Raw genomic sequence first — 24,487 nt, 5'->3', positions numbered from 1 at the left:
AAACTCCTCGTTGAGTCAGTCCGGCGGCTCTGGGTCAGCTGTGAACCGGGTTGAACGACGGTGCGACGCAGGGCGTCCCGGAGTAGCAACGGATCTCGTACAGCGCGGCGGCTGGATCACCGTTGGTTGCGGTGACCGTCAGCCGCAGCCGGTCGGTAGACACGGCTTCGTCGAGTTCGTGCACGACCCGTGTGGTGTAGTTGTCTTTGACCCGAACAAGTTCGACCCAGTCACCGTCCGCTGCCTGCACGCTGAGCGTGTAGTCCCGGACGCATTGCGGGTCTCGGTAGAACGGCGGGTACGCGTGGTATTCACGCAGCACGTGCCCGGCGAAGGTGAGTTGCACCTGCCGCAACTCGACTGCGGTGTCCCAGGCGAGGTCTAGCCACTGCGGCAGCGGCTCGCGCGGATCCGACCGCCACAGGTTGGTCTGCCGGTGGGGGCGAGTGACCCCGGTCAATGACTGCCCCGGGCCGTACACACTCTGCTCTGGGCTGATCCGGAAGCTCATCGTGGCACCGCCGCCGAACCGCCGATAGGTCCCTGGCATCGCTTCGTATGCCGCGAGGTTGCCCGGCTGCAGTGCGTCGGCGACGTGCCACTCAACCGACGGCGCAGGTGCGAGGTCGACCCGGACGAAGTCCGCTCCGTCAGGCATCGCGTCGCGGAGATCGAGCGCGACCGGCCAGTCGACCCACCGCGGGCCTCCGGGCGACACTGAGAGGGTCGTCTTGGCCGCCGGAGCACCCGGTTCGGTGTCGTAGTCCCAGATGTCGCGCACTGCATACAGCCGGGCCTCGACGGGAACCGCCTCCTCCGCTTCATTGCTGAGGCAGCACCCAATGGTGTCGATCTGCCTGCGTTCGTCGAGTGCGATCCACTGAGCGACCCGTCGGTCCAGGCGGCCGCGGTAGGGGTAGACAGGGTGATCGCGCCAGTGGTCCAGATCCGCCAGCTTGCCGACGCTCCCGATGCCGACGCCGCGCAGCGAGTCCTCGCTGCTTGCCGACGCCGATGCGAGGCGAGCCAGATCAGCCGGATCGTCGCCGCGTTCGTTCGGGAGGAAACACCCGTCGCGCAGCAGGGTTTGCTGGAGGACATGAACTGCTTCGCCGGAGACGCCGCTGGCCAGGGTCTCGTTGCGAGTCAGGGCGAGTGCGGCCGCGGTACCCGCCGCTTGGCCGATGACCGCGCACGTGCTCATCACTCGAATCGAGCCCATTGCCGCGTGGGTGCCGCTGATGTTCCGCCCCGCCAGCAACAGATTGCTGATGTCCGCACTGATCAAAGACCGCAGCGGGATCCCGAACGGGCCGACGTTCGTTTTGGCGCCGTACTCCGATGTCGGGTCCAGCCCCTGTGCGTTCAGCGGCTCGCTGGTGTCGGCAAGCAAGCCGCCGAGGGTGTGCAAGTCGATGTACCAACCGCCGAAAGCGATCTCGTCAGGGAACTGCCGGCGGTCGACAAGCTCGTTTTCGGTGATCAGGTGCAAGCCGTCGACCCGGCGCGACTCCCGTTTGCCGGGTACCTGCCCGACCCAGTCGAGCGCGAGATTGCGAGCCTCGTTTTTGAACCTCGGGTCGCGGTTCTTCAAGTAGTCCCAGATGCCGAGGACGTGCCGGGTGAGCTCATGCCGGATGGCCTCGTTGTCGTGGATGGTGTCCCACGGCGGGCCGATCTCGATCCACCAGTACCCGCAGCGCAACGTCGACGGCATGCGCCCGCCGCGGTAAAAGAAGTCCGGGTCGTCGTAGCGAACTGCCCAGTCCGGAGCGTGGAACTCGACCGGCCGGCCGACGTCGACCGTCTTGAAGTGCAGCGAGCTGCCCATCACTTCGGGCCCGGCCTGCAGCGGAGCGTGCGGTTCGCCGAACTCGTCGTGTGCCTCCACACCGGACCGGTACCCGGCGCCCGCCAGAGCGGCGACCGTCGCATCACCGGTGCAGTCGATGAACGTCTGCCCGTGTACCCGCAGCAGTGTTTCGGCGTTGTCCACCCGCGCGAAGACCGTCGTGATTCGCCCTCCGGCAGTCCGTACGTCGTGGACACTCGTGTTCAAGTGCAGCGTGAGATTCGGGGTCCGCATCGCCACGTCGTAAAGCACCAAGTCCCATTGGCTGTTGGTCCAGCCGTTCTCCGCGATCTGCTCGTGGTTGGTGGCCCGCTCCTCGATCAATGCCTCCGCGACGATTCCGGTCTCCCTTGCGTAGGCGTGGAATGCCGCAGCACCGTGCGGTGTCACCCGAATCTCCGACGACGAGTTGCCGCCGAGCACGGGGCGGTTCTGCAGCAGGCAGACCGACGCCCCGTGCCGCGCAGCAGCTACCGCGGCGGAGAACCCGGCCAGGCCGCCTCCGCAGACCACGACGTCGTACGACTCGTCCGCTTCTCGCATTCGCTCTCACCCTCCGGATCTTTTAAACCGGTTTAACTCATGGTCGGCACATCGTGCTCGCTAGACTCGAGAGATGTCAAGACGGCGGGATGGGGAGAGGCCGACCCTTCGGGAGGTCGCCGAACGAGCGGGGGTTTCGCGAGGGCTGGCGTCACTGGCCTTGCGCGGGGTGTCCGGGCCGAGCGAGAAGACCCGGGAACACGTGCTGGCGATCGCCGAGCAGCTTGGCTACCGGCCGAACTCCGCGGCTCGCGCGCTGGCTCTTGAACGCTCTCATCTCATCGGCGTCACCTATCACCTGCGGCGGCCGTTCGACAGCGATCTCGTCGAGGAGCTGTACGATGCCGCAGGCAAAGCCGGATACGAACTGCTGCTCAGCGGGATCACTGCATCTCGACCACTGCGACGAGCGGTCGAGACTCTAGTGGACGGTCGCTGCGCCGGACTCGTCTTGCTCGGTGTCGACACCGAGGAGAGCTGGCTGGGCACCACGGAGGCGATGCTCCCTACCGTGGTCATCGGCCGGTCCGACGGGCGGACGTCGGCGGACGTCGTGCGCACCGCCGGAGACGCGGGTGTCCGGCTGGCCGTGGAACACCTGATCGAACTAGGGCATCGCCGGATCGTGCACGTGGACGGCGGCGACAGCCCCAGCGCGGTGGAGCGACGCGATGCATACAACGCGACCATGGCGGAGAATCGGCGTGCAGCCAGGACAATTCCTGGCGGTGCCGGGGAATCCGACGGTGCCGCCGCTGCCGCGCAGCTGCTCCGGCGCGGTTCGGGGAAATTGCCGACCGCGATCGTGGCTTACAACGACAGCTGCGCAATCGGCCTCATGGAAGAGTTCCGCAGGGCGGGGGTCACGGTGCCGGGGCAAGTGTCGGTGGTCGGATACGACAACAGCCTTCCGGCCCAGCTCGATCATCTGTCCCTGACCACTGTGGCACAAGACACCGCGTTGCTCGCCGAGTTGACGGTGCAGCGGCTCGTCAGCCGTTTTGAGGGCGACCTCGCGAAGCCTGCTGAGTCGACGCTGCCGCCGAAGCTGGTCGTCCGCGCGACGACCGGCCCGCCCCGCGCCGCCTAACCGCACGACCTCTGTGCCTGCCCAGCCGCCCGGAGCCGGGCAGGCACAGAGGATCCCCGTCAGTCGAAGTAGAGGCCGCCGTTGATGTTCACGACCTCGCCGGTGACGGAGCCTGCAATGTCCGAAGCGAGGAACACCGCAAGCCCGGCGACTTGCTCCGGGGTGGTGAACGCTCCGGTGGGAAGCTTGGCCAGAAGTTCGGCACGCCGCTGCGGGCTGTGCGCGGAGCGCAGCAGCTCAGTGTCGACGATCCCGGGCGCGATCGCGTTGGCGGTGATGCCGCGCGAGCCGTGTTCGACGGCGAGGTTCCGGGTCAGGCCCAGCAGCCCGGCTTTCGATGCGGCATAAGAAGCGTTGTCCCCGTAGATCGGTGACGACTTCGCCGCGAACGAGGCGATCGAGACAATGCGGCCCCAACCTGCTTCGCGCATGCCAGGCAGTGCGTGTTTGGCACACAAGAAAGCGGCGGTGAGGTTCACGGCGAGGACCTCGTCCCACATCTTCCTGGCCGTTTCGGTGGTCGCCGCCGGACGGCTGATGCCCGCGTTGTTGACCAGGATGTCGATGCGCCCGACTGCGCCGAAGGCACTGGCGATCCGCTCTTCGCTGATGACGTCGAGGACAAGAGCTTGAACGTCACTGCCGGAACGGGCGGCCAGCGATTCGGCGCAGTCCGCGGCTCCCGCAACGTCTACGACGATCACTCGTGCCCCGGTGTTCGCGAACGCTTCGGCAATCGCCGCGCCGATCCCGCGTGCACCTCCGGTGACTAGCGCCGTCCGTCCGGCGTTCGTGATCCGCATGGCGTCCCTTCCGGTAGACCTTCCTTCCCCGCACGCGGATCTCACTGCCGGATCCAGAACTCGATCGACAGCGGCGGCACGGTCAGGGTCAGCTTCGGGCCGGTCTTCGGGGCGAGGGACACGTCATGCGTGGCCGGGCCGAACCGGTGACCTTCGAACGCCCCGTTCGCCTGGGTGTCGACGGTGAAGGTGTAGGTGCTGGTCGACCGGTTGGTGACGGCGAAGACCGGCTTGCCCTGCGGGGTCTTCCACGCCATGATCCGTTGGTCGGACTGGACCGCGGATTCGTCGACGCCGTAGCGGACCGAGTTCCACGGCAGGTACTTCACGAACCCGGACACGGCGTTCCAGTTGCGCGGGTTGAAGGTCCAGTGCCCGGCGGGCAGGTCCGGGAAGTGGCTGAAGTCGGTGTCCGACGGCGGCCGCCAGAAACCGAGGCCGTAGTTTTCCGATTCCGAGTTCGTGGTCGGTTTGAGGGCGTGCAGCCAGAACCAGGTGGGCGAGTTCTGGAACGTCATCCAGTTCATGATCGAGTGCGCGGTGTTGAGGCACCGCCAGTCGCTCATGGCGCCGCTCAGGTATTCGAACTCGTTGTTGAACACCGGGCGGCCGAGCGCGCCGGAGGTGTAGTCGCCGGTGATCTGTTCGTTGGCATTCGTGCCGATCCGGTGATAGGTCCAGGCGTCCACATAGGACAGCGCGGTGGGGTCGCCCTTCAGCGCCGTGCCCCAGGTGCCGCCCCAGCCGTCGAGGCTGTTGGCGTGGATCAGCGCGTGCGGGTACTTCGCGCGGATCTTCGGGGCGACCGCGGCGAAGGTCTGGCGGTACTGCTCGGCGGTGTACTGGCAGGAGGAGTAGTCGCTGGCCACGTTCGGTTCGTTTTGCAGGCCCCACATCGACACGGGGACGCCCTGCGAGGTCAGGTAGTCCAGGTCCCCGACCATCGCGTCGCCGAGGGCGGCGAGATCGGCCGGGGCGAAGGATTTCAGGCTGCCGCGGATGAAGGAGTCGTTCGACTTCCAGCCGGGCGCGGGCGACCAGTACTCGGCGGAGATGCCTTCGATTCCGGCCTCGCGGATCATCTCGGCCAGCAAGGCGGTCTGGCCCGGCCATCGGCCGCGCAGGTGCTTGCCGGTCGAGTCGGTGCCGCGGTAGTAGAGGCCCAGCGCGAGGCGGCAGTAGCGGAAGCCGCGGTCGTCGCGGATCTTGAGCATCTGCTGGTAGAACCGGGTTCGCTCGGAATCGGTGAGGTCGTAGGGAACGCTGCTGTAGCTGGACGGCAGGCCGTTGTTGCCGGAGCCGATGGAATCGGACTGGATTTCGAAGCCCAGTCCCAGGATCGTCTGCTTGGCGGCCTGGTCGAACCGGATCGCATAGCTGCCCGAGGTCGCGGCTTCGGCCCATTTGGGCAGGAACAGCGTGGTGGTGGCGATGCCGGCGGCGGCCGCGCCGCGCAGCAGTGCGCGGCGGTCGAACGTGGACATGTCAGAACCTCGCGATCGTGTAGTGGTCGACGACGGCGTCGTCGAGTTCGATGCCGAGGCCGGGGCCCTGGGGGACGGTCAGGGCCCCGTCCCGGAACTCGGGCGGGTTGACCAGGATGCGTTCGCGGATCGGATTGGGCAGGCGGTTGTACTCGTAGGTGCGCAGGTTCGGGACTGCCGCGCACAGCTGCAGCGCGGCGGCGAGGCTGATCCCGGAGCCGACGCCGTGCGGGGCGATGTCGACGTGGAACGCCGAGGCAAGCGCGGCGATCCGCATCGCCTCGGTGATCCCGCCGCAGCGGGCGACGTTGGGCATGAACACGTCGATGGCCCCGGCGACCAGCGAGTCGCGCAGGTCGAAGCGGGTGAAATGGGTTTCGCCGTTGACGATCGTCAGCCCGGTGCGGCGGCGCAGCTCGGCGAGGTTGACGAGGTCGTCGACCTGCAGCGGCTCCTCGAACCAGCTGATCCCGAGATCGCGCAGGACCGCGCCGACGCGGGTGGCCTCGTCGAGGTCGTAGGCACAGTTGACGTCGGTGAGGATCTCGACGTCCTCCCCCACCTCTTCCCGCACCGCCGTGAGGTGCGCGCGGTCGGTCCGCGCGCCGCGGCCGATTTTCACTTTCAGCGCCCGGAATCCGGTCTCGACGTACTGCCGGGCGTGCTCGGCTGAGGCTTCCGGGTCGGCGTGCAGCGCGACCGGGCTGGCGTAGCAGTCGATGCGGTCGCGGATCGGGCCGCCGAGGAGGCGGTGCACCGGCTGCCCGGCCAGTTTGCCGCGCAGGTCCCACAACGCCAGGTCGATGCCGGCGATGGCTTCGAGGTAGAAGCCGCGGTTGTGCCCGCCCGCGGCCTGGCCTTGGAACAGCCGTTCCCACACCGCCGTGCCGGCGAGGGCGTCCTGGCCGAGCAGCAGCGGGGCGAGCACCGAGGACACCACGGTGGCGGTGACTTCGGGCGCGGGGAGGCCGTAGCACTCCCCGATGCCGACGGTGCCGTCTTCCGCGTGGACCTTGACGATCGTGGCGTACTGGCCGCGGCGCGGCAGCACGTGGTGGCTGGCGGCGGGGAGCCGCAGCCAGGACGGGACATCCTCGGGCGAATCGTAGAGGTCGTCGAAACTGGCCGACAGCGCAAGCGCTTCGATCTTGGCGATGGGCAGGGTCATCCCAGTGCTCCCAGTGGTTTTCCGGCGGATCAGGCGGCGTGCTCGTACAGGTCCCGGTTCGCGGTCTCGCGACCGGTGAACACGGCGAGCACGGTGAGCAGGCAGCCGGCGATGACGAAGAGGGCGACGAAACTGATCGAGCCGGTCGCGGCGAGGATCGCGGTGCCGATGAGCGGGGCGGTGCCGCCGAAGATCGCGCCGCCGAACTCGCGCCCGACGCTCACGCCGGAGTAGCGGACCTTCGCGTCGAACTGCTCGGCCACCAGCGCGGCCTGCGGGCCGAACACCATATCCTTGCACACCGGGATCGCCAGCACCATCGCCAGGAACACCAGCGGCGTGCTCTTCGTCTCCAGCAGCGCGAAGAACGGGAAGGCGTAGGCGATCGTGAGCGCCAGGCCGATCGTCACCATGACGCGGCGGCCGATCTTGTCCGAAAGCCAGCCCCAGAACGGGATCGCGACGATCTCCAGCGCCGACGCGAACGCGATCGCCCACAGCATGGTGCTCTTGGACAGCTTCAGCGTTCCCGTCGCGTAGGACAGCGCGAACGCCTGGATCAGATAGCCCCAGACGAACCCGGAAATCGTGATCCCCATGGTGCGCAGCACCGCACCGGGCTGGCGGCGCAGCGTGACCAGCAACGGGAACCGGGCGACCTCGCCGCGTTCGGCGAGGTCGGCGAACACCGGCGTCTCCTTGATCCCGGTGCGCACCCACACGCCGAACACGACCAGCCCGATGCTGAGCAGGAACGGGATCCGCCAGCCCCACGCGGTGAACGCGGCCTCGGGCAGCAGCGAGACCGCGCCGAAAACGGCGCTCGCGAGGACGAATCCCGCGCCGGTGCCCATCGCCGGGATCGCGCCGTACAGACCGCGTTTGCCCGGCGGGGCGTTCTCGACGGTCAGTAGGGTGGCTCCGGCGAATTCGCCGCCGACCGCGATCCCCTGGCACACCCGCAGCACGATGAGCAGGATCGGCGCCCACACCCCGGCCGCGGCGTGCGTGGGCAGCACGCCGATCAGGGTCGTGCAGACGCCCATCGCGAGCATCGTGACGAGCAGGACCTGCTTGCGGCCGAGCCGGTCGCCGAGGTGTCCGAAGAGGACGCCGCCGATCGGGCGGGCGGCGAAGCCGACGGCGAAGGTGGCGAACGAGGCCAGGGTGCCGCCGACCGAACTGGACGCGAAGAACAGCGGCCCGAAGATCAGGGCGGAGGCCAGGCCGTAGAGGTTGAAGTCGTACCACTCCATGACGGTGCCGACGGTGCCCGCCACCATCGTCCGCCGGTCCACTGTGGACTCCTTCCGCACCGCGGGGCCGTGCTCGGCCGCCAGCGCCGGGTCAATCATGGCGTCACCACCTCATTGGGGTCTTGGATGGTATGAAAGTAGACGATATACGAAATGAACTCAAGGGCTGCGGCCAAGATCTTTGCCTGGGCCCTGCCGAGACTGTCGGTGCAGGTCAGACGCTCAGGGAGCACACCTCAGCCGGTGTCGCGCCGACCGCGCACCGACGCCGCAGAATCGCTCCGGCCACCGGATCGGGTTCATCCATCCGGTACCGCGCGGTGGTCGCGTAGAGGTGTCCGTCGCCGAACGCGACACTCGTCGGCTGCAGGGTCGGCGTCCGCACGCGCCGCACCAGCACGCCACGCGGCGAGTAGCGGTGCAGTTCCCCCGCGCCCCAGACCGCGACCCACAGGTGCGCCTCGTCGTCGACGGCGAGCCCGTCCGGCCGGCCTTCACTGGTGCGCCACCGGGCGAACACTCGCGACCGGCCGAGCGCGCCGGTGCACGGATCGACCTCGAAGCAGCGCACCGTCCGCTGCGCGCTGTCGGCGAGGTACATCCGCGTGCCGCACGCGGTGAAGGCCGGTCCGTTCGGCACGCCGAGCCCGTCGAGCGCCCGGTGCACGGAGCCGTCGGGATCGACGCGGTACAAGGAGCCTTCGCCGACCGCGCCGTCGTCGGCCATGCTTCCCGCCCAGAATCGCCCGGACGGATCGCACACCGCGTCGTTCATGCGGATCCGCACGCCCGGCCTGCCGACGTCGGCCAGCCATCGCGGGGCGCCGTCGCGCACGACGGCTATTCCGGTGCCCGCCGCGATGATCCAGCCGCCGCCCTCGACCGGCGCGACCGCGCCGAGCGGCATCTCTAGCGACAGCAGCCGCCGCGGCCGTTCGGCTCCGCCGTAAAGGACCCCGGCGTGCAGATCGGTGAACAGCAAGCGGCTCTGGTGCCAGCGGGCACCTTCGGCGAGTTCGTACCGGCTGTCGCCGAGAACCTCCCAGCCGTTCATCTCAGCGCACCGCCGTTCCCGGCGCGAGAGCGAGCAGCCCCAGTTCGTCGCGAGTCGGCGACCCTTCCCAATCGCCCGCGCTCGCGACCGCGAACGCGCCCATGGTCACCGCGCGCCGCACCCGGCGCTCGACCGGTTCGCCGTCGAGCAGCCCGGACAGATACCCCGCGACGAACGCGTCGCCGGCGCCGACCGGATGCACCGCCGGCACCTCGACCGCACCGGCGCTGACCGAACCGTCCACAGTGAACACTTCCGCCCCGCGTTCGGCCCGTTTGACCACGATCTCGCGGGTCCCGTTGTCCAGCAGGTATTTCACCTGCTCGCGTTCGGAGCCGCCGGGTGCGACGATGGCGAGTTCGTCCTCCGAGGCCACCAGAACGGTCGCTCTCCGCGCGAGCGGCCGCAGTACCGCCGCGGCCTGCTCGCCGGTCCACAGTTTGGCGCGATGATTGACGTCGAGACAGACGACCGGAGCCTCGCACGCCACCTCGACGGCCGCCCGCGGACCGTCGCCCAATGCCGCGGTGATCCCGGTGACGTGCACGACGCGCGGTCCTTCGGCCAGCGCCGCCTCGACGTGCGCCGGGGTCAGCCGGGAGCCGGCGGAGCCGTCGCGGTAGTAGGAGACGCGGACGACGTCGGCGACCCGCGGCTCGAAGACGATGAGCCCGGTCGGGCCCTCCGCGGTGCGCGCGGCATGGGTCAGGTCGACGCCTTCGGCACGCAAGGTGCGCTCGACCAGCACGCCGAACTCGTCCTGCCCGGTCAGTCCCGCCCAGGCCGCGGTGTGCCCGAGCCGCGCGAGACCGATGGCGACGTTGCTTTCCGAGCCGGCGATCGACAGCCGCAGACCGCCGCCCAGCCGCAGCGGTCCGGTCGCGCTCAACGCGGCCATGGTCTCGCCGAAAGTCAGGACATCAGCCATCACGCAGCCTCCGCCACAGCCCGGAACTCGGCCGCCTTCGCCGCGAGCCCGGCGGCCCGGGTCAGCGGACCACCCACGCCGACCGCGAGAGCACCGGCCGCGAGATACTCCCGCGCCGCCGCGACGTCCACTCCCCCGACCGGAACGAACGGCACGTCGGGAAACGGATCGCGCAGGGCACGCAACTGCGCCGGTCCCCCAGCCGGGAACAACTTGACCGCCGTGGCACCGGCGTCGCGCGCGGCGATGACCTCCGACGGCGTGAGCGCGCCCGCCAGCACTGGCACGCCCAGACGGCGGCACTCGTCGAGCGCGTCGGAGAACCCCGGCGTCACGACGAACTCCGCACCCGCCGCGACCGCGTCGCGAACGTCCGCGACCGAGCAGACGGTGCCCACGCCGAGCCGCAGATTCCCGATCTCGCCGGCCTTTTCCACGACCGCCAATGCATCAGCGCCGGTCAGGGACACCTCGATCAGCCGCACCCCGGCCTCGGCCAGCGTGCGCACGGTCGCCAGCGCCCGGCCGGGGTCGGGATCGCGCACGATCGCCAGCAACCGCCGAGCGCGGAGTTCGGACAGAAGCTCGTCACCGTGCACAATGCCTCCAGTTGCCGCAATTTAGTAGATCGTATACTTTTCGGGAGTGTACATACCCGGCCGCGAGGTGACGAGACCATGACGAGAACAGCGCTGATCACAGGTGCCGCGGGCGGGATCGGCCGCGCGGTCGCGACCCGGTTCGCCGCCGACGGCCACCAGGTCGCCGGCGTCGACCTCGCCGACCCCGAACTGCCCGGAGTCCGGTACCAGCGGGCCGACGTCACCGACGAGCAACAGGTGCGAGCGGCGGTGCGAGCGACAACGGAAGAGTTCGGCGGACTGGACATCCTCGTCGCCTGCGCGGGCGTCACCCGGGGCGCCCCGCTGCACGAGACCACCGCCGAACAGTGGGACGCGGTGCTGATCGCGAACCTCACCTCGGTGTTCCTCTGCGTGCGAGCGGCGTTGCCGGCCCTGATGGCCCGCGGCGGGTCAGTCGTCGCGATCGGCTCGGTGCTGCACCAGACCGCGGCACCCGGCCTGCCCGCGTACGCGGCGGCGAAAGGGGCGATCGCCGCGTTGTTCCGCCAGCTCGCCGTCGACTACGGCCGCTACGGCATCACGTTCGTCACCGTCTCCCCCGGATGGATCCGCACGCCCGCCACCGAATCCAGGCTGACGCACGACACCGACCTCGACCGGCTCCGGGAAAGCACCCCGCTGCGCACGCTCGGCACGCCCGAGGAAATCGCCGCCGCCGTGGCCTACGCGGCCGCACCGGACGCCGCGCTGCTCACCGGCAGCGAACTCGTCCTCGACGGCGGCGCGTCGATCACCAGCCCGGCCAGCCTGCTCCGGGACGGCCACCGCGAGCGGCTCGGGCTGCCGCCGCTAACCCCGTGAAACCTCATGCCCCGCTTGGGAAATGATGTGCGCCTCGGCGGCCTCGGCGGCCGCCGAGGAATCTCCCGCGCGCAACGCCTCGACGATCGCGTCGTGCTCCGCGATCACCGACTCCCAGTTCTGCTCGCCCGCGGGCTCGACAATCCGGTAGCGCCGCACGGTCAACAGCAGCTGTTCGGTCAAATCGGCCAGGATCCGGTACCCGCTCGCCTCGGCCAGCCGCCGGTGGAACTCCGAATTCAGCTCCGCCAGCCGCCCCGTGTCGCCGGTGCGCAGGCTCGCGCGCATCCTCTTCTGCGTCTCCTCGAGATCGCGCAGCAACGCGTCGCTGACCTGCTCGGCGGCGAGGCGGCCGACCAGGCCCTCGATCGCCCCGCGAGCCAGGAAAACCCCGCGCATCTCGGTCTGGTCCACCTGCGCGACCACGACGCCGGAATGCACCCGGGAATCCAGGAGGCCGTCCGCTTCCAGTCGCTTCACCGCTTCGCGGATCGGGATCTTGCTGACGCCCAGCGTGCGCGCGAGCTCGTCCATGTTGATCCGGTCTCCCGGCCGCAAGGCCCCGCTGACGATCCCTTCCCGCAGGTTGTCGTAGACGAGATCAGCCTTGCTCTTCACCGCGGGAAGCCGAGCCGCCCACTCTTTCCGCACCATCCGTTCATCGTATGCGATATCCGGTTCGGGTGGTGCGAACCTGGACTCGGCATTGATCGAAGCGCTGCAGCGAAATGGCCGGGCCACGATTCAAGAACTCGCCGACGCGACGGGACGCCAGCGCGGCACGGTCGCCGCCCGGCTGCAGAAACTCCTCGACGGCGGAGGCCTGCGCGTGGTGGCCGCGACGGATCCGACCCTGCTCGGCCAGGACGTCGTCGCGCACATCTCGATCGCGGTGACCGGCCCGATAGAGCGCGTGGTCGCCGGGCTGACGGCCCGGAGCGAGGCGGTGTTCGTGTCGGCGGTCAGCGGGTCCTACGCACTGGTCGCGGAGGTCAGGGTCGGCACGACCCGCGAACTGCACGAACTGCTGGGACAGCTGCGCGACGACGCCCGGGTGGACACGATCGACACCTTGGTCTACACCGAGATCCTCAAAGGACGGTTCGCCGTGCGGCGGACCGGGGACGTCGAGGTGGACGAACTCGACCGCAGGCTGATCGCGCTGCTGCTGGCCGAGCCGAGGGCTTCTTACCGGACGCTCGGCAAAGAAGTCAGCCTCTCGCCGTCGGCGACGGGGCCAGCGCGTGCGCAGGCTGATCGAGCAGCAGGTCGTCACCGTGAGCGCCATCGCGGCGCGGGCCGCCGAAGGGCGGCAGCTGGCGGTGGGGGTCGGGCTCAATCTGTCCGGGGCTGCGGCCGAGGTGCACGAGCAGATCCGGGCGATGCCCGCCGTCGAGTTCGCGGCGGCGACCGTCGGGCGGTTCGACCTGGTCGCCACCGTCGATTCGCACCGGTCGAACAGCCTGCTGGCCGACCTCGAGCGCATCCGGGCGCTGCCCGGCGTCCGCCGGGCCACCACCTGGCTGCACCTGGACGTGGTGAAGGAGGACTACAGCCGCAAGCACTGGGGCCTCGCCGAGTGAACAGGCGAGGCCCCAGGCGCGGGACCGTTCCGGATCAGTCCCGGTAGTCCGGGCAGGTCCGGTCCAGCATCCGCAGCAACGCGGCCCACGCGAGTTCGAGGGCATCGTGATCCACGAAATCCGAATCGGCCTCGCCGGCCAGCTGGCGAGCGGTGTACTCGGCGAGCTCGCCGGACGGCAGGACCAGGTTCGCCTCGCCCGCCGCCTGCGCGGCGACCTGGATCTCGCACGCGCGATTCAGGTAGTGCATCCGGAGATACGCTTGTTTGGCGCTTTCGCCGACGGTCAGCAGGCCGTGGTTGCGCAGGATCATCGCCGGGTGCTCGCCGAGGTCCGCGACCAGTCGCCGCTGTTCGTCGAGGTTCAGCGCGACGCCTTCGTAATCGTGATAAGCGACCCGGTTGTAAAACTCCATGGAGATCTGGTTCAGCGGAAGCAGTCCGTTCCGCTGGGCGGCCACCGCGCACCCCGCTTTCGTGTGGGTGTGCAGCACGCAATACGCGTCCGAACGGGCCGCGTGAATCGCGCTGTGGATGACGAACCCGGCCGGATTCACCAGATATTCGGTCGGCTCGACCGGCTGTCCGGAAAGATCGATCTTGACCAGATTCGACGCGGTGATCTCCTCGAACAACAGGCCGTACGGGTTGATCAGGAAATGATGGTCGGGCCCGGGCAGCCGCATCGAAATATGCGTGAAGACCAGGTCGGTCATCTGAAAGTGCGCGACCAGCCGGTAGACGGCGGCGAGTTCACGGCGCAACTGCAGTTCGACCGCGGCGCTGTCGTCGGCAGCCTCCGCCTCGAGACCTGTCGCCTGCGTCAGTGCGTCGGTCATGTATTCGTTCCCTTCTTTCTCTGCGGGCCTTGGTCCCCGGCGCCGGACGGGATCGCCACGGGGGTCAGAGGGGCGCCGTTTCGCCACCACGAGATGACGTTCTCGGCGGGCTTGCACACATACGCCTGGCGTGAGCGATCGGAGAGAAAGGCGCTGTGCGGGGAGAGCAGCAGCCGCGGATGACTGCGCAGCGGGTCCTGCGCGCCGGGCGGCTCGATCGGGAAGACGTCCAGCGCCGCCCCGGCCAGCCTGCCGCTGTCCAGCGCGGCGAGCAGCGCGGCCGGTTCGATCAGCGCGCCCCGCGCCACGTTCACCAGCAGGCTTCCCCGCCGGAAGCGCGCCAGCAGGGCGGAATCGACCAGTTCCCGGGTCTCCCCGGTGAGCGGCAGGTGCAGCGAGACCACGTCCGCCCCGGCGACGAGTTCCTCGACGGTGGCGGCCCTGCCGATCCAGGCGGGCCACGCCGAGGGGCCGACGTAGGGGTCGTATCCGGTCACCGTGCCGAAAACCGGGGCGGCGATCCGGGCGAACTCCCCTGCGATCCGGCCGAGCCCGACCAGCCCGAGGGTCAGTTCGCCGACCCGGCGGGGCGCGGGGCCGCTGTCCGCGAACTCCGCGCTCCACCCTCCGCCGCGGACCACGGCGTCGGCATCGGGCAGCCTTCGCAGCAATGCCAGAGCGGCGGCCAGCGCGTGCACCGCGACGTCCTCGGTCGCCAAGCCGAGGTTGTTGGCGACCCACAGGCCCCGGTCCCGGGCCGCACCGAGGTCGACCATGTCGGTTCCGGCCGACATGGTCGCGACGATTTTCAAGCCGGGGACCCGGTCCATTAGGTCGGCGCTGATCGTCGCGTACCCGACGATCAGCGCCGTGGCGTCGTGCGCCGCCGCAGCTATCCGGCCCGGGTCGCGGGTGTCGGCGACCCGGACCTCGAACCCGTTCGAGGTCAGCAGCTCGACGCCGGGTGCGGGATCGAGCTCCCCCGGGTCGACGAACACGGCCACCGGTCGCCGCATGACACCACCTCTTACTGGACGATTGATTCGTTCGTTGTACCACGTCTCTTTAGTCGAATCAATCTAGGTTGCGCCGTAGCGGTATACATTCGTCAGATCAACGGTGAGTGTGTCGCTGTGCGTCCGCAGTCCCGGCCCTGGCGCGTCCGATCGGCGGGCAGTCACGGCCTGCCCGCGCCAGGCGCCTAAGATCGGCCGCCGGAGGTGGAAGTCATCGAGCGAACGCCCCCCGGCGAGCCGGACGCAGTGCCGGACGACCTCGATCGGGAGATCATCGGAGAACTGCAGCGGGACGGACGGATCTCGTTCGAACAACTCGGAGCCGCGGTCGGGCTTTCCCGGCCCGCGGTCAGCGCCCGCGTCGCACGGCTGCAGCGCACCGGAGTGATCGACATCGTCGCGGTGGTCCATCCCGAGGTACGCGGCTTGACCGCTTCAGCGCATCTTTTCGTCGAGGTCAACGCCGATGCCGCGGCGGCGGCCGCGGCGATCGCCGCGATGCCCCAGGCGCCGTTCGTGACCGTCACCGCGGGCAGGCACGCGGTGATGGCGGAAGTGCGGGTCGCCGGACCTGCCGAGCTCGAAGCCGTAATCGGCGAGATTCGCGGCCTGCCGGAGGTGGCCAGGCTCGAACTGCTGACCGGCGTCCGGCGGCTGAAACATCCGCACCTGCCCGCCGCGCAGGCTTCGCTGCCCGCTCTGGACGAAGCGGACCGCAGGATGCTGGCGGTCCTGGAACGGGCCGGCCGGGCGTCCTTCGCCGAACTGGGACAGAACGCGGGGCTCTCCCCCGCCGCGGCGCGGACCCGCACGCTGCGGATGATCGACGCCGGAGTGCTGCGCGTCCCGGCGATCGTGCGCCCGCAGGCGCTCGGGCTGGACGTGTTGTGCGGATTCGCGGTCCAGCTGGACAGCGAGCGGCGGGCCGTGGAGGAGGCGCTGGTCGCCGACCCGGCGGTGACCTTCCTGTCGGCGTGCCTCGGCAGAGCCGATCTGGTCGGCACCCTGGCCACGGATTCGCTGTCGGCGCTGAGACTGGCCCTGGACACGGTCCGGGGCATGCCGGGCGTGGTCGCGGTGGAAAGCTGGCTGCACCTCGACGTCGTCAAGGAACGCTACGACGCCGACCTTCCCGGCATGAGCCTGCTCGAACCGGGAAGGCCTGCCGCGGCCGGTGTTCAGGCGCGGTGAGCACTCCCCGGGGCGCTTACGCCCCGGGCGTTCCTCAGCGCTGGTGCACGATCCGCCCGTCCAGCACCGTGGTCGTCACGCGCACGTCGCCGAACTTCTCCGGGCGGGTCTGTTCGAGGTCCGCGTCGAGCACCACAATGTCGCCGAGTTTCCCCGGCGTCAGCGAGCCGATCCGGTCTTCCATGCCGAGGGTGTACGCCGCGTCGAGCGTGTGCGCGCGCAGCGCCTCGTGCAGCGAAACCGCTTGTTCCGCACCGATGTCGGCACCCTCGCGGGTCTGGCGCAGCATCGCGTTCGCGATGGTGTGCAGCGGTTTGAACGACGAGACGAACGAATCGCTCGACAGTGCCGGGCGCAGTCCGGCGTCGAGTTCCTCGCGGATCGGCTGGAGCCGGTGCGCGCGGTCGCCGAGGCGGCGCAGGAAGTCTCCCCCGCTGTCATGCAGGAAGTTCGGCTGGTTCACCGGGATCACGCCGAGGCCGGCGAACCGGCGGACGTGCTCGCGGGTCGGGTAGCCGCAGTGCTCGACCCGGGGGCGGAAGTCGTCGCCGTACGCGCGGGAACCGGCTTCGATCGCCTGAAGCGTGTTCTCCATCGCCAGGTCGCCCTGGGTGTGGATGGCCACGCGCCATCCGGCCCGTGCGGCGCGTCCGACGAGCGTGGTGAGCTCCTCGGCGGGCCAGTAGAGGCTGCCGGTGAGCTCTCCGTGTTCGCCGTAGGGCTCGCTGAAGACCGCGGTGCCGCCGATGAGCGTGCCGTCGGAGTAGAACTTCATCGCGCCGAGGCTCAGCCAGTCGTCGCCGAACAGATCGCCGAGGCCGACCGCGGCGAGGGCGTCGAGCTGGTGCGACAACGGCATCGCGACGGTGCGCACCGGGAGCCGCCCGGCCGCGCGGGCCGCCCGGTACACGCGCAGTTCGCGCGCCGACACCTGCGGGTCGGCGATGGTCGTCAATCCGGCTTCGACGTAGCGCTTGCCCGCGTCGTCAAGCCAGGAGGACAGCTGTTCGAACGGCAGGTCGGTATGGAAATTCGGGCCGTGGCAGCCGATTTCGACCGCGACCGGCAGCAGCTGCTGCATCGCGGAGTCCAGCACCATGCCGGTCAGCCGCCCGGCCGCGTCTCGGACGAACGTGCCGCCCGCCGGGTCGGCGACGGCGTTGCCGATCCCCCGCCACTGCAACGCCGCGGAGTTGACGACGGCGTGGTGGCCCGAGACGTGGTAGATGATCACCGGGTGCTCGGTGGTCGCCTCGTCGAGCCGGTGCCGGGTCGGGCGGCCTTCCCGGTATTTCGCGTCGTCCATGCCGAACGCGCGGATCCACTGTCCGGCCGGCGTGCGCGCGGCGGCCTTCGCGACCATCTCGACCAGGTCGTCCACAGTGGACACCGCGGGGTAGCTGGCGTCCTCCGCGGCGAGGGATTCCGCCGTGGAGAGCAGGTGGTTGTGCGGGTCCACGAAGCCGGGCAGCACGGTCGCGCCGCGCGCGTCCACGCGCTCCGCCTGCAGTGTGGCCTGCGCCAGCGCCTCGGCGCCGAGGGCGGCGACGCGGCCGTCGCGGACGAGGACCGCGTCGGTCTCGGCGAGGTCCGGGTCCATGGTCAGGACTCGGGCATGGTGGATAAGGACGTCAGCCACGGGCGATCTCCGTTCGGTTGGGCTGGGGGACGTCGTCGGACAGCTGCGGCGCACCGCGCAGGCAGGCGATGCTGACCAGGCACAGCACGACGAGCAGGACGATCACCGGTGCCACGCCGCCGAACCCGGCGACGAGCGCGGTGCAGACCAGCGGCGAGAATCCGCCGAAGACGGCGCCGGCGACCTGATAGGACAGCGAAATGCTGGTGTAGCGGGCGCGAGCGGGGAACATCTGCGCGAGGATCGCCGCGATCGGCCCGTAGGTGGCGGCCATCACGAGCCGCATCAGCGACAGCATCAGGAAAATCAGCCCGGCGCTGCCGCTGCCCATCACCAGGAACTGCGGCGCGGCCAGCGCCGCGACGCCGATCAGCCCGGCGATCACGACGCGCCGCCCGCCGACGCGGTCGCCGAGCCAGGCGACGCCGACGGTCGCGAGGAGTTCCACGAAGGACCCGATGCTCAGCCCGGTCAGCACGGTTTCTTCGCTCACGTGCAGATCGGTCGTGGAGTAGCCGAGCAGGAAGGTGGTCACGATGTAGTAGCCGCCGACGGCCACCGGCAACGCGCCGATCCCGCGCAGGATCTGCCGCCACGACGTGCGCAGCGCGAGCCGCACCGGCAGTTCGGCGACCGGTTCCGCCTGCTCGAACACCGGGGATTCCTCGACTTTCAGGCGGATCACCAGCCCGACGGCCACGAGCACCGCCGACAGCAGGAACGGAATGCGCCAGCCGCCCGCGGCGAGCGCCCCGTCGCCCTGCCCGGCGAGCAGGCCGAACAGTCCCGACGCGAGCAGCGCCCCGGCGGGATTCCCGAGTTGTGCGAACGAGCCGTAGAACGTCTTGCGCCCGGCGGGCGCGTGCTCGACGGCCATCAGAACCGCGCCGCCCCATTCGCCGCCGACCGCGAGCCCTTGGGCGAACCGGAGCACGACGAGCAGCAGCGGCGCGAGCACCCCGGCGGTGGCGTAGGCGGGCAGCAGACCGGTCGCGAACGTGGCGGTCCCCATGATCAGCAGCGTCGTCACGAGCGCCGCCTTGCGTCCCACGCGGTCGCCGAAATGCCCGAACACGATGCCGCCGAGCGGGCGGGCGAGGAACCCGACCGCGTAGGTCGCGAACGACGCCATCAGCCCGACCAGCGGGCTGGTGCCCTCGGGGAAGAACAGCTTGCCGAACACGAGGCTCGCGGCCGTCGAGTAGGCGTAGAAGTCGTACCACTCGATGGTCGTCCCGACGAACGCCGCGGCGGCCGCGCGGCGGGCGCTCGAGGAGGATGCGGTCATGGGGGCTCCCACTGCTCCGGGGGATCGGTTCGGACCACGCTAACCGCGGGACGGGCCGGAACCCGCTGTACGATGTGTCCTTCGCTGAAGATCGTTTTGTGCGGACCGCACTGGGAGGGCGCTGTGCTGACCGTGGCCGACGTGCTCCGGTTCGAGGGCCTTGAGCTGGGCTTGCTCGCCGGACGGGCCGGGCTGGGCCGGGAAGTGTCGTGGGCGCACGCGATCGAGGTCGCCGACCCAGTCCCGTGGCTGCGCGGCGGCGAGCTGGTGCTGACGATCGGCCTCGGGCTGCCCGCGGACGAGCCGGGACGGCGGGCGTACGTGCGGCGACTGGCCGAGGCGGGCGCGGCCGGGCTCGGCTTCGCCGCCGAGGTGCTCGACGCGTTGCCGCCGGAAGTGCTCGACGAAGCCGAGGCGCGCGAACTGCCGGTGGTGGGCGTGCTGGGGACGACGCCGTTCATCGCGGTCAGCCAAGCCGTCGCGCACTGGCACGCGCAGGCGGCGCTGCGCGCGGAACGGCACGCGATCACCGTGCAGGAATCGATCGCGCGAGCGGCGCTGCGCTCCGGCGACCGCGGGATCCTGGCCGAACTGGCCAAGGGGGTCGGCGGCGAAGCGCTGCTGCTGGACGTCGAAGGCAGGCTTCGCGCAGCGCATCCGGCGGGCGAGCGTTCGTGGCACGGTCGAGCGCGCGACCTGGTCGCTGGTATCGCCGGGCCGGCGCAGGCCGCGGGTGCGGAAGAGGACGGCGGCCGGTATCTGGTCGTGCACAGCATTGGGCTGTCCGGGCATCCGCGCGGCTGGCTGGCCGTCGAGTGCCCGGCAGGCGATCCCGCGCATCAGCGGCTGCTGGTCAGCCACGCGGCGGTGCTGCTGGGCATGACCTTGCTGGGCATCCGCGCGCTCCGCCGCACCTTGCACGAACAGCGGGCGCGGTTGCTTCCCGCGGGCGCGGAGCCGGACGGGTCGCTGTTGCCGGAGCCGCCGTTCGAGGTCGCGGTCTTCGCACTGGCCGTCGCCGATCCGCTCGCCGCGGTCCTCGACGCGATCGCCGACGTAGCCGGGAAAATCGATCAGGACCGGCTTCTGCTGACGCCGTGCCCGGGGGGCTTCGCGGCCGTGCTCCCCGCGGCGGCAGGGCTCGGCGCGCGGATCCGAGCCCGCGCCGCGGAACTCACCGGCGTTCCCGTCGGCTGCGCCGCGACCGCCGCGCCGGACGTCGCCGGAATCCCCGCCGCGATCCGGCGGGCGGCCGACCTGGTCCCGCCGGATTCGTCCTTTGTGGACGTCGAGCAAGCGTCGGCGTGGGGGCTGTTGCGCGGGGTGCTGCGGCCCGCCGTGCTGGCCCCGTTCACCACCGCCGTGCTCGGGCCGTTGCGCGAGCACGACCAGCGGACCGGCGTCGAGCTGGTGCGAACCGTGCGGTGCTATCTCGACGCGGACGGCAACCTGGAAACCGCCGCCCGCGAACTGGGCGTGCACCGGAACACGGTCCGCACCCGGTTGCGCAGCGCCGAACGGATCTCCCGGAGACGCCTCGACCGGCCGCGGGACCGGCTGGAACTGTGGCTCGCCGTGTCGGCCGAAAACCTCTGACCCGCGGTAACCCGTTCGGGTCGCGGCAAGCCGGCCGACGCACGCCGTGTCGACGGCGCCGGCCCGGGTCGCGGCGGAAACAGACGAGGTTCCGTCTCCGGGAAACAAAAGCGCCGCACAACCGAGCGGTGCGTGAGCGGATGTCCACGAGGCACCGGACCGCAGCGCGGGCACGAGGCGCCCGAGCCGGTAAAGGCAGCGGACTGCCGGTTCGCGGCAACCTCGCCGGGGTGAGCGTCAGGCCGACGACGTGCTCGACGATGTCAACGCCGCAGAGGAACGCGTCGGCTGCAAGTCGCCACCACGCCCGCCCGCGGCCCGGGCCCGACGGAGACGCTTCTCGGCATTCGCACGGCGCCCACATGCGCGTGGCGGATCTGCCTGCCCCGAGCGGGTGCTGACGCCCGAGGGTTCCGGCGCGGACAGCGGCGACCTGGCCCTCTCCGGAAGTCGCGGCGGGCACGTTCGCGATCCGGTGAGAGGGAGCCGCGGCGCTCGTGCGTTCCGCCGGTCGCGACGCGACCAGCCCGAAGCCACCGCCGCGACCGTCATCGAGGGGTGGCTGCACACCGGCGACATCTGCCGTCTCGACGCCGACGGATACCTGACGGTGGTCGACCGTCTCAAGGACCTGATCATCACCGGCGGCCGCAACGTGTACTCGGTGGAGGTCGAGAGCGCGATCGCCCGGCACCCCGACGTGCTCGACGTCGCCGTGGTCGGCCGGCCGCACGATGAGTACGGCGAAAGCATCGTCGCGGTCGTGACCCTGGCCGCGGGCGCGACACTGACCCTCGAAGCCCTCCGCGAGTTCGCCGCCGCGGACATCGCCCGCTACAAGCTGCCGCACGAACTCGTCGTCGTGAACGCGATCCCCCGCAACCCGTCGGGGAAGATCCTCAAGCGCACCCTGCGCGACAACCTCAGCCCGGCCACCGCCTGAATCTGCCGAAACTCCCGCCCTGTGCAGGAAGGCGGACGCGCACCTGCCGCCGGGTCGGCAGCCAGTGCCGCGGTGTCCATGACGTGGAAGCCGGGCCGTGGGCCTTGCAGCATGCCAGCGTGTCGCCCCGGCCGGGTTCACTCGGTCGGACGATCACAGTCCGCTTCAGTCAGAGTTACGCTCGGCGATCACCAGGTGGTGGGGAGCGCCGATGACGATACCGCTTTTCGGCGGCTCGCCGGACGAGCCGGCGGCCAAACCAGCCAGCGACGCCACCGTGCGGATGCGCGTGCTGATCACCGTGAAAGCCGCGCCGAACCCCTCGGAAAAATACGGAGAAACCGTGTGCGTGGCCGGTCTCCGGATCGACCCCGGCCACGAGGGCTGGGTACGCCTGTACCCGATCAACTTCCGCGAACTCGGCGAAAACGCCTCGTTCAAGAAATACGACGTGGTCACCGTGGACGCCGTTCCGGCCCGCCAGGACAGCCGCCGGGAAAGCTGGCGGCCGCGGATGGACACTCTCCGCCGGGAAGCTCGCCTGCCGGACTGGAAGCGACGCCAACCATGGCTGGACCCGATGACCGAGCAGACCACCATGTGCAGACTGCATCGCGGGGCAACCATGGACACGCCGTCGTTAGGACTGGTGAAGCCACAGCACATCCGGACGCTGCAGATCAAACCGCACCCGGGCTGGACCCCCGCGCAACAAGCCAAGATCGATGCGTACGTCGGCCAATGCACGCTCTTCGGCGACGAAGACCGCGCCCCGCTGCGCGCACCGCGGTTCTCGGCTTCCTTCCACTACGACTGCACGGAACCTGGCTGCAACGGGCACCGGCAAGGGTTCATCGACTGGGAATTCGTCGCGTTCTCCTTGCTCCGCCTCAACCACATGAGCGACGACGAAGCGCAGGCCCAGTTGAAAGACCGCTTTCTCGACAAGCTCTGCGGCCCGAAGAACGACGTGTCCTTCTACGTGGGAAATGTCGCCGCGCATCCGAGGACTTTCAGCGTGCTCGGGCTCTATTGCCCGCCGCGGCTGCTGTCACGCCGACGGTGACCGGCGAGCGATTTCCGCGAGGACGACGTCGCGGTGGCAACGGGACTGATCCGCTTCGAAGCACAGCACCGCCAGCGCACCCGTCTTCGCCCGCCTCGCCAGATCATCCAGGACCGCGCGTGCTTCCGAGGTGTCGATGGCGTCGGCGTAGCGTTGCCGAGCAGCCGCGAGTTCCTCCGCATCGCCTGCGAAACCGGCCCGGTTCTCCTTCGCGTTCCCCAGTTCGCGATGGTGCTCGTACGCGATGCCGGCCTCGGCCAAAGCCGTCCGCAGCGCGGTCTTGCTGAATCCGCGCTTCCGCGAAATCGGCGTGAACCGGACGTCGACCAGGGTCTGCACCCCGGCCGCCGTCAGGGAGTCGACGAACTCGCCGAGATCGCGACCCTCGTACCCGACCCCGAGCACACCGGCACGGCGACGAGTTCTGGCAGCGGTCATAGACCCCACCCTGTCATGCCGCTCAGCAGCCCGCCGACCCGGCCTGTTCGGTTCGCCTGGCTACCGCAGGTGCAAGTTCACTGTCCGTTGACCCGACCACGCGTCAGCAGAGGTCGGCACGGCACGCTGGGGTGCCCAATTTGGGTCGGCGTGCTGTCCGGTGGCCACTAGCCCTAGCTCATCAAGCCACACGAAAGCAGTCAGATCCGACGGTTGAAACTCGGATCTGCCTGCGGTGCTGCGGGTCGCTGGCGCGTGTTCAGGCACGGCTCGCATCGCCGCCGTTAGCTGCGAAGGCGTCCCGCTGCGACAGCACCGCCCGTGGCCGGGTGACGTCCCACGATTTCGCCGCGCCGCCGTAACGTACGCGCCCGGCTGCCCGATCCCCACTCCGGAGCCAAACCCGGTTCGGCGGGCTATGTTGGAGAGTTGGCAGATGATGATGGAGCCGAGCCGATCGAGGAGATGGCGCGTATCGGGTTTCGGCACGACAGCGGTGCTGGTCCTGGCCATCGTCGCAGTCCCGCTTTTCACCAACCTCGCCTCGGCCAACCTGCCGCAGTCCTGGCAACCTTATCTCGGCTATTCCTGGCTGTTGCTCCTTGTCTCCGCGATTCCGGTCGTCGTTCAGGAAGTGCGGCGGCACCGGAGAGAGACCCGGGCGCTCGTCGACACCGACCTCGCAGCCCACGTCGGTGCGACGCCACCACCCGCGCCGCACTTCACCGGGAGGGACGAGGACGCTGACCGGATCCGAGCGGACTTGCTCGAACATCGCCAGGTTACGGTCCAGGGCCTGCCGGGCGCAGGGAAGACTCAATCTGTCGCTTACTACACTAGGAAGTACTCGGCCGAATACGACTTCGTATGGTGGATCCGGGCCCAGAATCCCGTGACACTGGCCTTCGACCTGGATGCGATCGCAAGCGCGAAGTCCCTGGCTGGCGGACGCCCCGCTGTGCACGAGTAGCTCCGCTCCCACGACCGCTGGCTAATCGTGTTCGACAATGCCACGGCGGACAGCGACGTCCAGCGTTTCCTGCCCACTCTGCCCACTGGCCACGTGATCATCGTTTCCCGTGAACGCCTCGCCGTAACGACTGCCGTAGTGGAGATCGGTGACTGGACACCACAGCAGGCTGAGGTTCACCCCGGGTAGTGGACACCGAGTTAGCAGGATCAGTCGTCCTGCTGAAAGGATGTCCTCATGCCTCCTCGCAAGCGCCGGTCGTACACGGCTGAGTACAAGGTCGAGGCTGCTCATCG

At 69.7% G+C, this 24,487-nt stretch carries 23 protein-coding genes; 8 read left to right on the top strand and 15 right to left on the bottom strand.

The annotated features are described in order from the left end of the window. Positions 1–34 precede the first annotated feature (34 nt). Entirely contained in the window at positions 35–2,395 is a 2,361-nt protein-coding gene (locus PUT80_RS41485; protein ID WP_275295420.1) for an FAD-dependent oxidoreductase, read from the bottom strand. Between the two features lie 73 nt (positions 2,396–2,468). On the opposite strand from PUT80_RS41485, the gene PUT80_RS41480 reads away from it, so the two are divergent. Further along, positions 2,469–3,485, top strand: coding sequence for a LacI family DNA-binding transcriptional regulator (locus PUT80_RS41480; RefSeq protein ID WP_275295419.1), 1,017 nt, complete (start codon positions 2,469–2,471; stop codon positions 3,483–3,485). A 59-nt stretch (positions 3,486–3,544) separates the two neighbouring features. On the opposite strand, the gene PUT80_RS41475 is transcribed toward PUT80_RS41480, so the two are convergent. From PUT80_RS41475 to PUT80_RS41445, 7 genes are all read right to left on the bottom strand, one after another. Then, on the bottom strand, positions 3,545–4,288 hold the full coding sequence (locus PUT80_RS41475; RefSeq protein WP_275295418.1) for an SDR family NAD(P)-dependent oxidoreductase: 744 nt from the start codon (positions 4,286–4,288) through the stop codon (positions 3,545–3,547). Between the two features lie 41 nt (positions 4,289–4,329). Continuing rightward, positions 4,330–5,772 (bottom strand): hypothetical protein, encoded by a 1,443-nt coding sequence (locus PUT80_RS41470; RefSeq protein WP_275295417.1) that lies wholly within the window; start codon positions 5,770–5,772, stop codon positions 4,330–4,332. 1 nt (position 5,773) lies between these two features. Next, the gene (locus PUT80_RS41465; protein WP_275295416.1) at positions 5,774–6,940 is read right to left on the bottom strand and encodes a mandelate racemase/muconate lactonizing enzyme family protein; all 1,167 of its coding nucleotides are present in this window, start codon (positions 6,938–6,940) and stop codon (positions 5,774–5,776) included. Between the two features lie 29 nt (positions 6,941–6,969). Then, positions 6,970–8,295 (bottom strand): MFS transporter, encoded by a 1,326-nt coding sequence (locus tag PUT80_RS41460; RefSeq protein ID WP_275295415.1) that lies wholly within the window; start codon positions 8,293–8,295, stop codon positions 6,970–6,972. A 115-nt stretch (positions 8,296–8,410) separates the two neighbouring features. Further along, on the bottom strand, positions 8,411–9,250 hold the full coding sequence (locus PUT80_RS41455; RefSeq protein ID WP_275295414.1) for an SMP-30/gluconolactonase/LRE family protein: 840 nt from the start codon (positions 9,248–9,250) through the stop codon (positions 8,411–8,413). A 1-nt stretch (position 9,251) separates the two neighbouring features. Continuing rightward, positions 9,252–10,178, bottom strand: coding sequence for a sugar kinase (locus PUT80_RS41450; RefSeq protein ID WP_275295413.1), 927 nt, complete (start codon positions 10,176–10,178; stop codon positions 9,252–9,254). After that, positions 10,178–10,777: a bifunctional 4-hydroxy-2-oxoglutarate aldolase/2-dehydro-3-deoxy-phosphogluconate aldolase gene (locus PUT80_RS41445; protein WP_275295412.1), complete on the bottom strand. Its 600-nt coding sequence runs from the start codon at positions 10,775–10,777 to the stop codon at positions 10,178–10,180. Before PUT80_RS41445 ends, PUT80_RS41450 begins: the two co-directional genes overlap by 1 nt. Positions 10,778–10,855: 78 nt before the next feature. On the opposite strand from PUT80_RS41445, the gene PUT80_RS41440 reads away from it, so the two are divergent. Continuing rightward, positions 10,856–11,623, top strand: a complete 768-nt coding sequence (locus tag PUT80_RS41440) for an SDR family oxidoreductase (RefSeq protein WP_275295411.1) — start codon at positions 10,856–10,858, stop codon at positions 11,621–11,623. Here the strand turns inward: PUT80_RS41440 and PUT80_RS41435 are convergent. Both PUT80_RS41435 and PUT80_RS41430 read right to left on the bottom strand, forming a co-directional pair. After that, positions 11,612–12,277 (bottom strand): GntR family transcriptional regulator, encoded by a 666-nt coding sequence (locus PUT80_RS41435; RefSeq protein WP_275295410.1) that lies wholly within the window; start codon positions 12,275–12,277, stop codon positions 11,612–11,614. The two genes, PUT80_RS41440 and PUT80_RS41435, sit on opposite strands and share 12 nt — an antisense overlap. 4 nt (positions 12,278–12,281) lie before the next feature. Further along, positions 12,282–12,911: a hypothetical protein gene (locus tag PUT80_RS41430; RefSeq protein ID WP_275295409.1), complete on the bottom strand. Its 630-nt coding sequence runs from the start codon at positions 12,909–12,911 to the stop codon at positions 12,282–12,284. Here PUT80_RS41430 and PUT80_RS41425 point away from each other — a divergent pair. Beyond that, on the top strand, positions 12,901–13,206 hold the full coding sequence (locus tag PUT80_RS41425) for an Lrp/AsnC ligand binding domain-containing protein (protein ID WP_275295408.1): 306 nt from the start codon (positions 12,901–12,903) through the stop codon (positions 13,204–13,206). The two genes, PUT80_RS41430 and PUT80_RS41425, sit on opposite strands and share 11 nt — an antisense overlap. A 34-nt stretch (positions 13,207–13,240) precedes the next feature. Here the strand turns inward: PUT80_RS41425 and PUT80_RS41420 are convergent, their stop codons facing one another. Together PUT80_RS41420 and PUT80_RS41415 are read right to left on the bottom strand one after the other, a co-directional pair. Continuing rightward, positions 13,241–14,044: a class II aldolase/adducin family protein gene (locus PUT80_RS41420; RefSeq protein WP_275295407.1), complete on the bottom strand. Its 804-nt coding sequence runs from the start codon at positions 14,042–14,044 to the stop codon at positions 13,241–13,243. Next, the gene (locus tag PUT80_RS41415; protein WP_275295406.1) at positions 14,041–15,060 is read right to left on the bottom strand and encodes a C-terminal binding protein; all 1,020 of its coding nucleotides are present in this window, start codon (positions 15,058–15,060) and stop codon (positions 14,041–14,043) included. Before PUT80_RS41415 ends, PUT80_RS41420 begins: the two co-directional genes overlap by 4 nt. A gap of 204 nt (positions 15,061–15,264) precedes the next feature. Here PUT80_RS41415 and PUT80_RS41410 point away from each other — a divergent pair, with 204 nt between their 5' ends. Continuing rightward, positions 15,265–16,251 (top strand): Lrp/AsnC family transcriptional regulator, encoded by a 987-nt coding sequence (locus PUT80_RS41410; protein ID WP_275295405.1) that lies wholly within the window; start codon positions 15,265–15,267, stop codon positions 16,249–16,251. Positions 16,252–16,285: 34 nt separating this feature from the next. Here the strand turns inward: PUT80_RS41410 and PUT80_RS41405 are convergent, their stop codons facing one another. Further along, positions 16,286–17,890, bottom strand: coding sequence for an amidohydrolase (locus PUT80_RS41405; RefSeq protein WP_275295404.1), 1,605 nt, complete (start codon positions 17,888–17,890; stop codon positions 16,286–16,288). Next, positions 17,883–19,178 carry an MFS transporter gene (locus PUT80_RS41400; protein WP_275295403.1) on the bottom strand — a complete coding sequence of 432 codons (1,296 nt, stop codon included), beginning with the start codon at positions 19,176–19,178 and terminating at the stop codon, positions 17,883–17,885. Before PUT80_RS41400 ends, PUT80_RS41405 begins: the two co-directional genes overlap by 8 nt. A gap of 123 nt (positions 19,179–19,301) precedes the next feature. Between PUT80_RS41400 and PUT80_RS41395 the strand changes: the two genes are divergently transcribed. The 3 genes from PUT80_RS41395 (at position 19,302) to PUT80_RS41385 (ending at position 22,783) form a co-directional block, all read left to right on the top strand. Next, entirely contained in the window at positions 19,302–20,774 is a 1,473-nt protein-coding gene (locus PUT80_RS41395) for a PucR family transcriptional regulator (RefSeq protein WP_275295402.1), read from the top strand. A gap of 475 nt (positions 20,775–21,249) precedes the next feature. Continuing rightward, entirely contained in the window at positions 21,250–21,717 is a 468-nt protein-coding gene (locus PUT80_RS41390) for an AMP-binding protein (RefSeq protein ID WP_275295401.1), read from the top strand. Between the two features lie 211 nt (positions 21,718–21,928). Further along, positions 21,929–22,783, top strand: coding sequence for a hypothetical protein (locus PUT80_RS41385; RefSeq protein ID WP_275295400.1), 855 nt, complete (start codon positions 21,929–21,931; stop codon positions 22,781–22,783). Here PUT80_RS41385 and PUT80_RS41380 read toward each other — a convergent pair. Next, the gene (locus tag PUT80_RS41380; RefSeq protein ID WP_275295399.1) at positions 22,769–23,221 is read right to left on the bottom strand and encodes a DUF488 domain-containing protein; all 453 of its coding nucleotides are present in this window, start codon (positions 23,219–23,221) and stop codon (positions 22,769–22,771) included. The two genes, PUT80_RS41385 and PUT80_RS41380, sit on opposite strands and share 15 nt — an antisense overlap. Positions 23,222–23,657: 436 nt before the next feature. On the opposite strand from PUT80_RS41380, the gene PUT80_RS41375 reads away from it, so the two are divergent. Next, entirely contained in the window at positions 23,658–24,191 is a 534-nt protein-coding gene (locus PUT80_RS41375) for a hypothetical protein (RefSeq protein ID WP_275295398.1), read from the top strand. The last annotated feature ends 296 nt before the right edge of the window (positions 24,192–24,487 follow it).

Origin of the sequence: Amycolatopsis sp. La24 (genome assembly GCF_029087445.1) — a bacterium.
Classification (GTDB): domain Bacteria; phylum Actinomycetota; class Actinomycetes; order Mycobacteriales; family Pseudonocardiaceae; genus Amycolatopsis; species Amycolatopsis nivea.
This window is presented reverse-complemented; position numbering and strand designations above follow the sequence as displayed.

Bases quoted from the DNA above. Each gene is read 5' to 3' on its own strand.
- PUT80_RS41485 (WP_275295420.1), bottom strand. From the start codon at position 2,395: ATGCGAGAAGCGGACGAGTCGTACGACGTCGTGGTCTGCGGAGGCGGC.
- PUT80_RS41480 (WP_275295419.1), top strand. From the start codon at position 2,469: ATGTCAAGACGGCGGGATGGGGAGAGGCCGACCCTTCGGGAGGTCGCC.
- PUT80_RS41475 (WP_275295418.1), bottom strand. From the start codon at position 4,288: ATGCGGATCACGAACGCCGGACGGACGGCGCTAGTCACCGGAGGTGCA.
- PUT80_RS41470 (WP_275295417.1), bottom strand. From the start codon at position 5,772: ATGTCCACGTTCGACCGCCGCGCACTGCTGCGCGGCGCGGCCGCCGCC.
- PUT80_RS41465 (WP_275295416.1), bottom strand. From the start codon at position 6,940: ATGACCCTGCCCATCGCCAAGATCGAAGCGCTTGCGCTGTCGGCCAGT.
- PUT80_RS41460 (WP_275295415.1), bottom strand. From the start codon at position 8,295: ATGATTGACCCGGCGCTGGCGGCCGAGCACGGCCCCGCGGTGCGGAAG.
- PUT80_RS41455 (WP_275295414.1), bottom strand. From the start codon at position 9,250: ATGAACGGCTGGGAGGTTCTCGGCGACAGCCGGTACGAACTCGCCGAA.
- PUT80_RS41450 (WP_275295413.1), bottom strand. From the start codon at position 10,178: ATGGCTGATGTCCTGACTTTCGGCGAGACCATGGCCGCGTTGAGCGCG.
- PUT80_RS41440 (WP_275295411.1), top strand. From the start codon at position 10,856: ATGACGAGAACAGCGCTGATCACAGGTGCCGCGGGCGGGATCGGCCGC.
- PUT80_RS41435 (WP_275295410.1), bottom strand. From the start codon at position 12,277: ATGGTGCGGAAAGAGTGGGCGGCTCGGCTTCCCGCGGTGAAGAGCAAG.
- PUT80_RS41430 (WP_275295409.1), bottom strand. From the start codon at position 12,911: ATGGCGCTCACGGTGACGACCTGCTGCTCGATCAGCCTGCGCACGCGC.
- PUT80_RS41420 (WP_275295407.1), bottom strand. From the start codon at position 14,044: ATGACCGACGCACTGACGCAGGCGACAGGTCTCGAGGCGGAGGCTGCC.
- PUT80_RS41415 (WP_275295406.1), bottom strand. From the start codon at position 15,060: ATGCGGCGACCGGTGGCCGTGTTCGTCGACCCGGGGGAGCTCGATCCC.
- PUT80_RS41400 (WP_275295403.1), bottom strand. From the start codon at position 19,178: ATGACCGCATCCTCCTCGAGCGCCCGCCGCGCGGCCGCCGCGGCGTTC.
- PUT80_RS41385 (WP_275295400.1), top strand. From the start codon at position 21,929: ATGACGATACCGCTTTTCGGCGGCTCGCCGGACGAGCCGGCGGCCAAA.
- PUT80_RS41380 (WP_275295399.1), bottom strand. From the start codon at position 23,221: ATGACCGCTGCCAGAACTCGTCGCCGTGCCGGTGTGCTCGGGGTCGGG.
- PUT80_RS41375 (WP_275295398.1), top strand. From the start codon at position 23,658: ATGATGATGGAGCCGAGCCGATCGAGGAGATGGCGCGTATCGGGTTTC.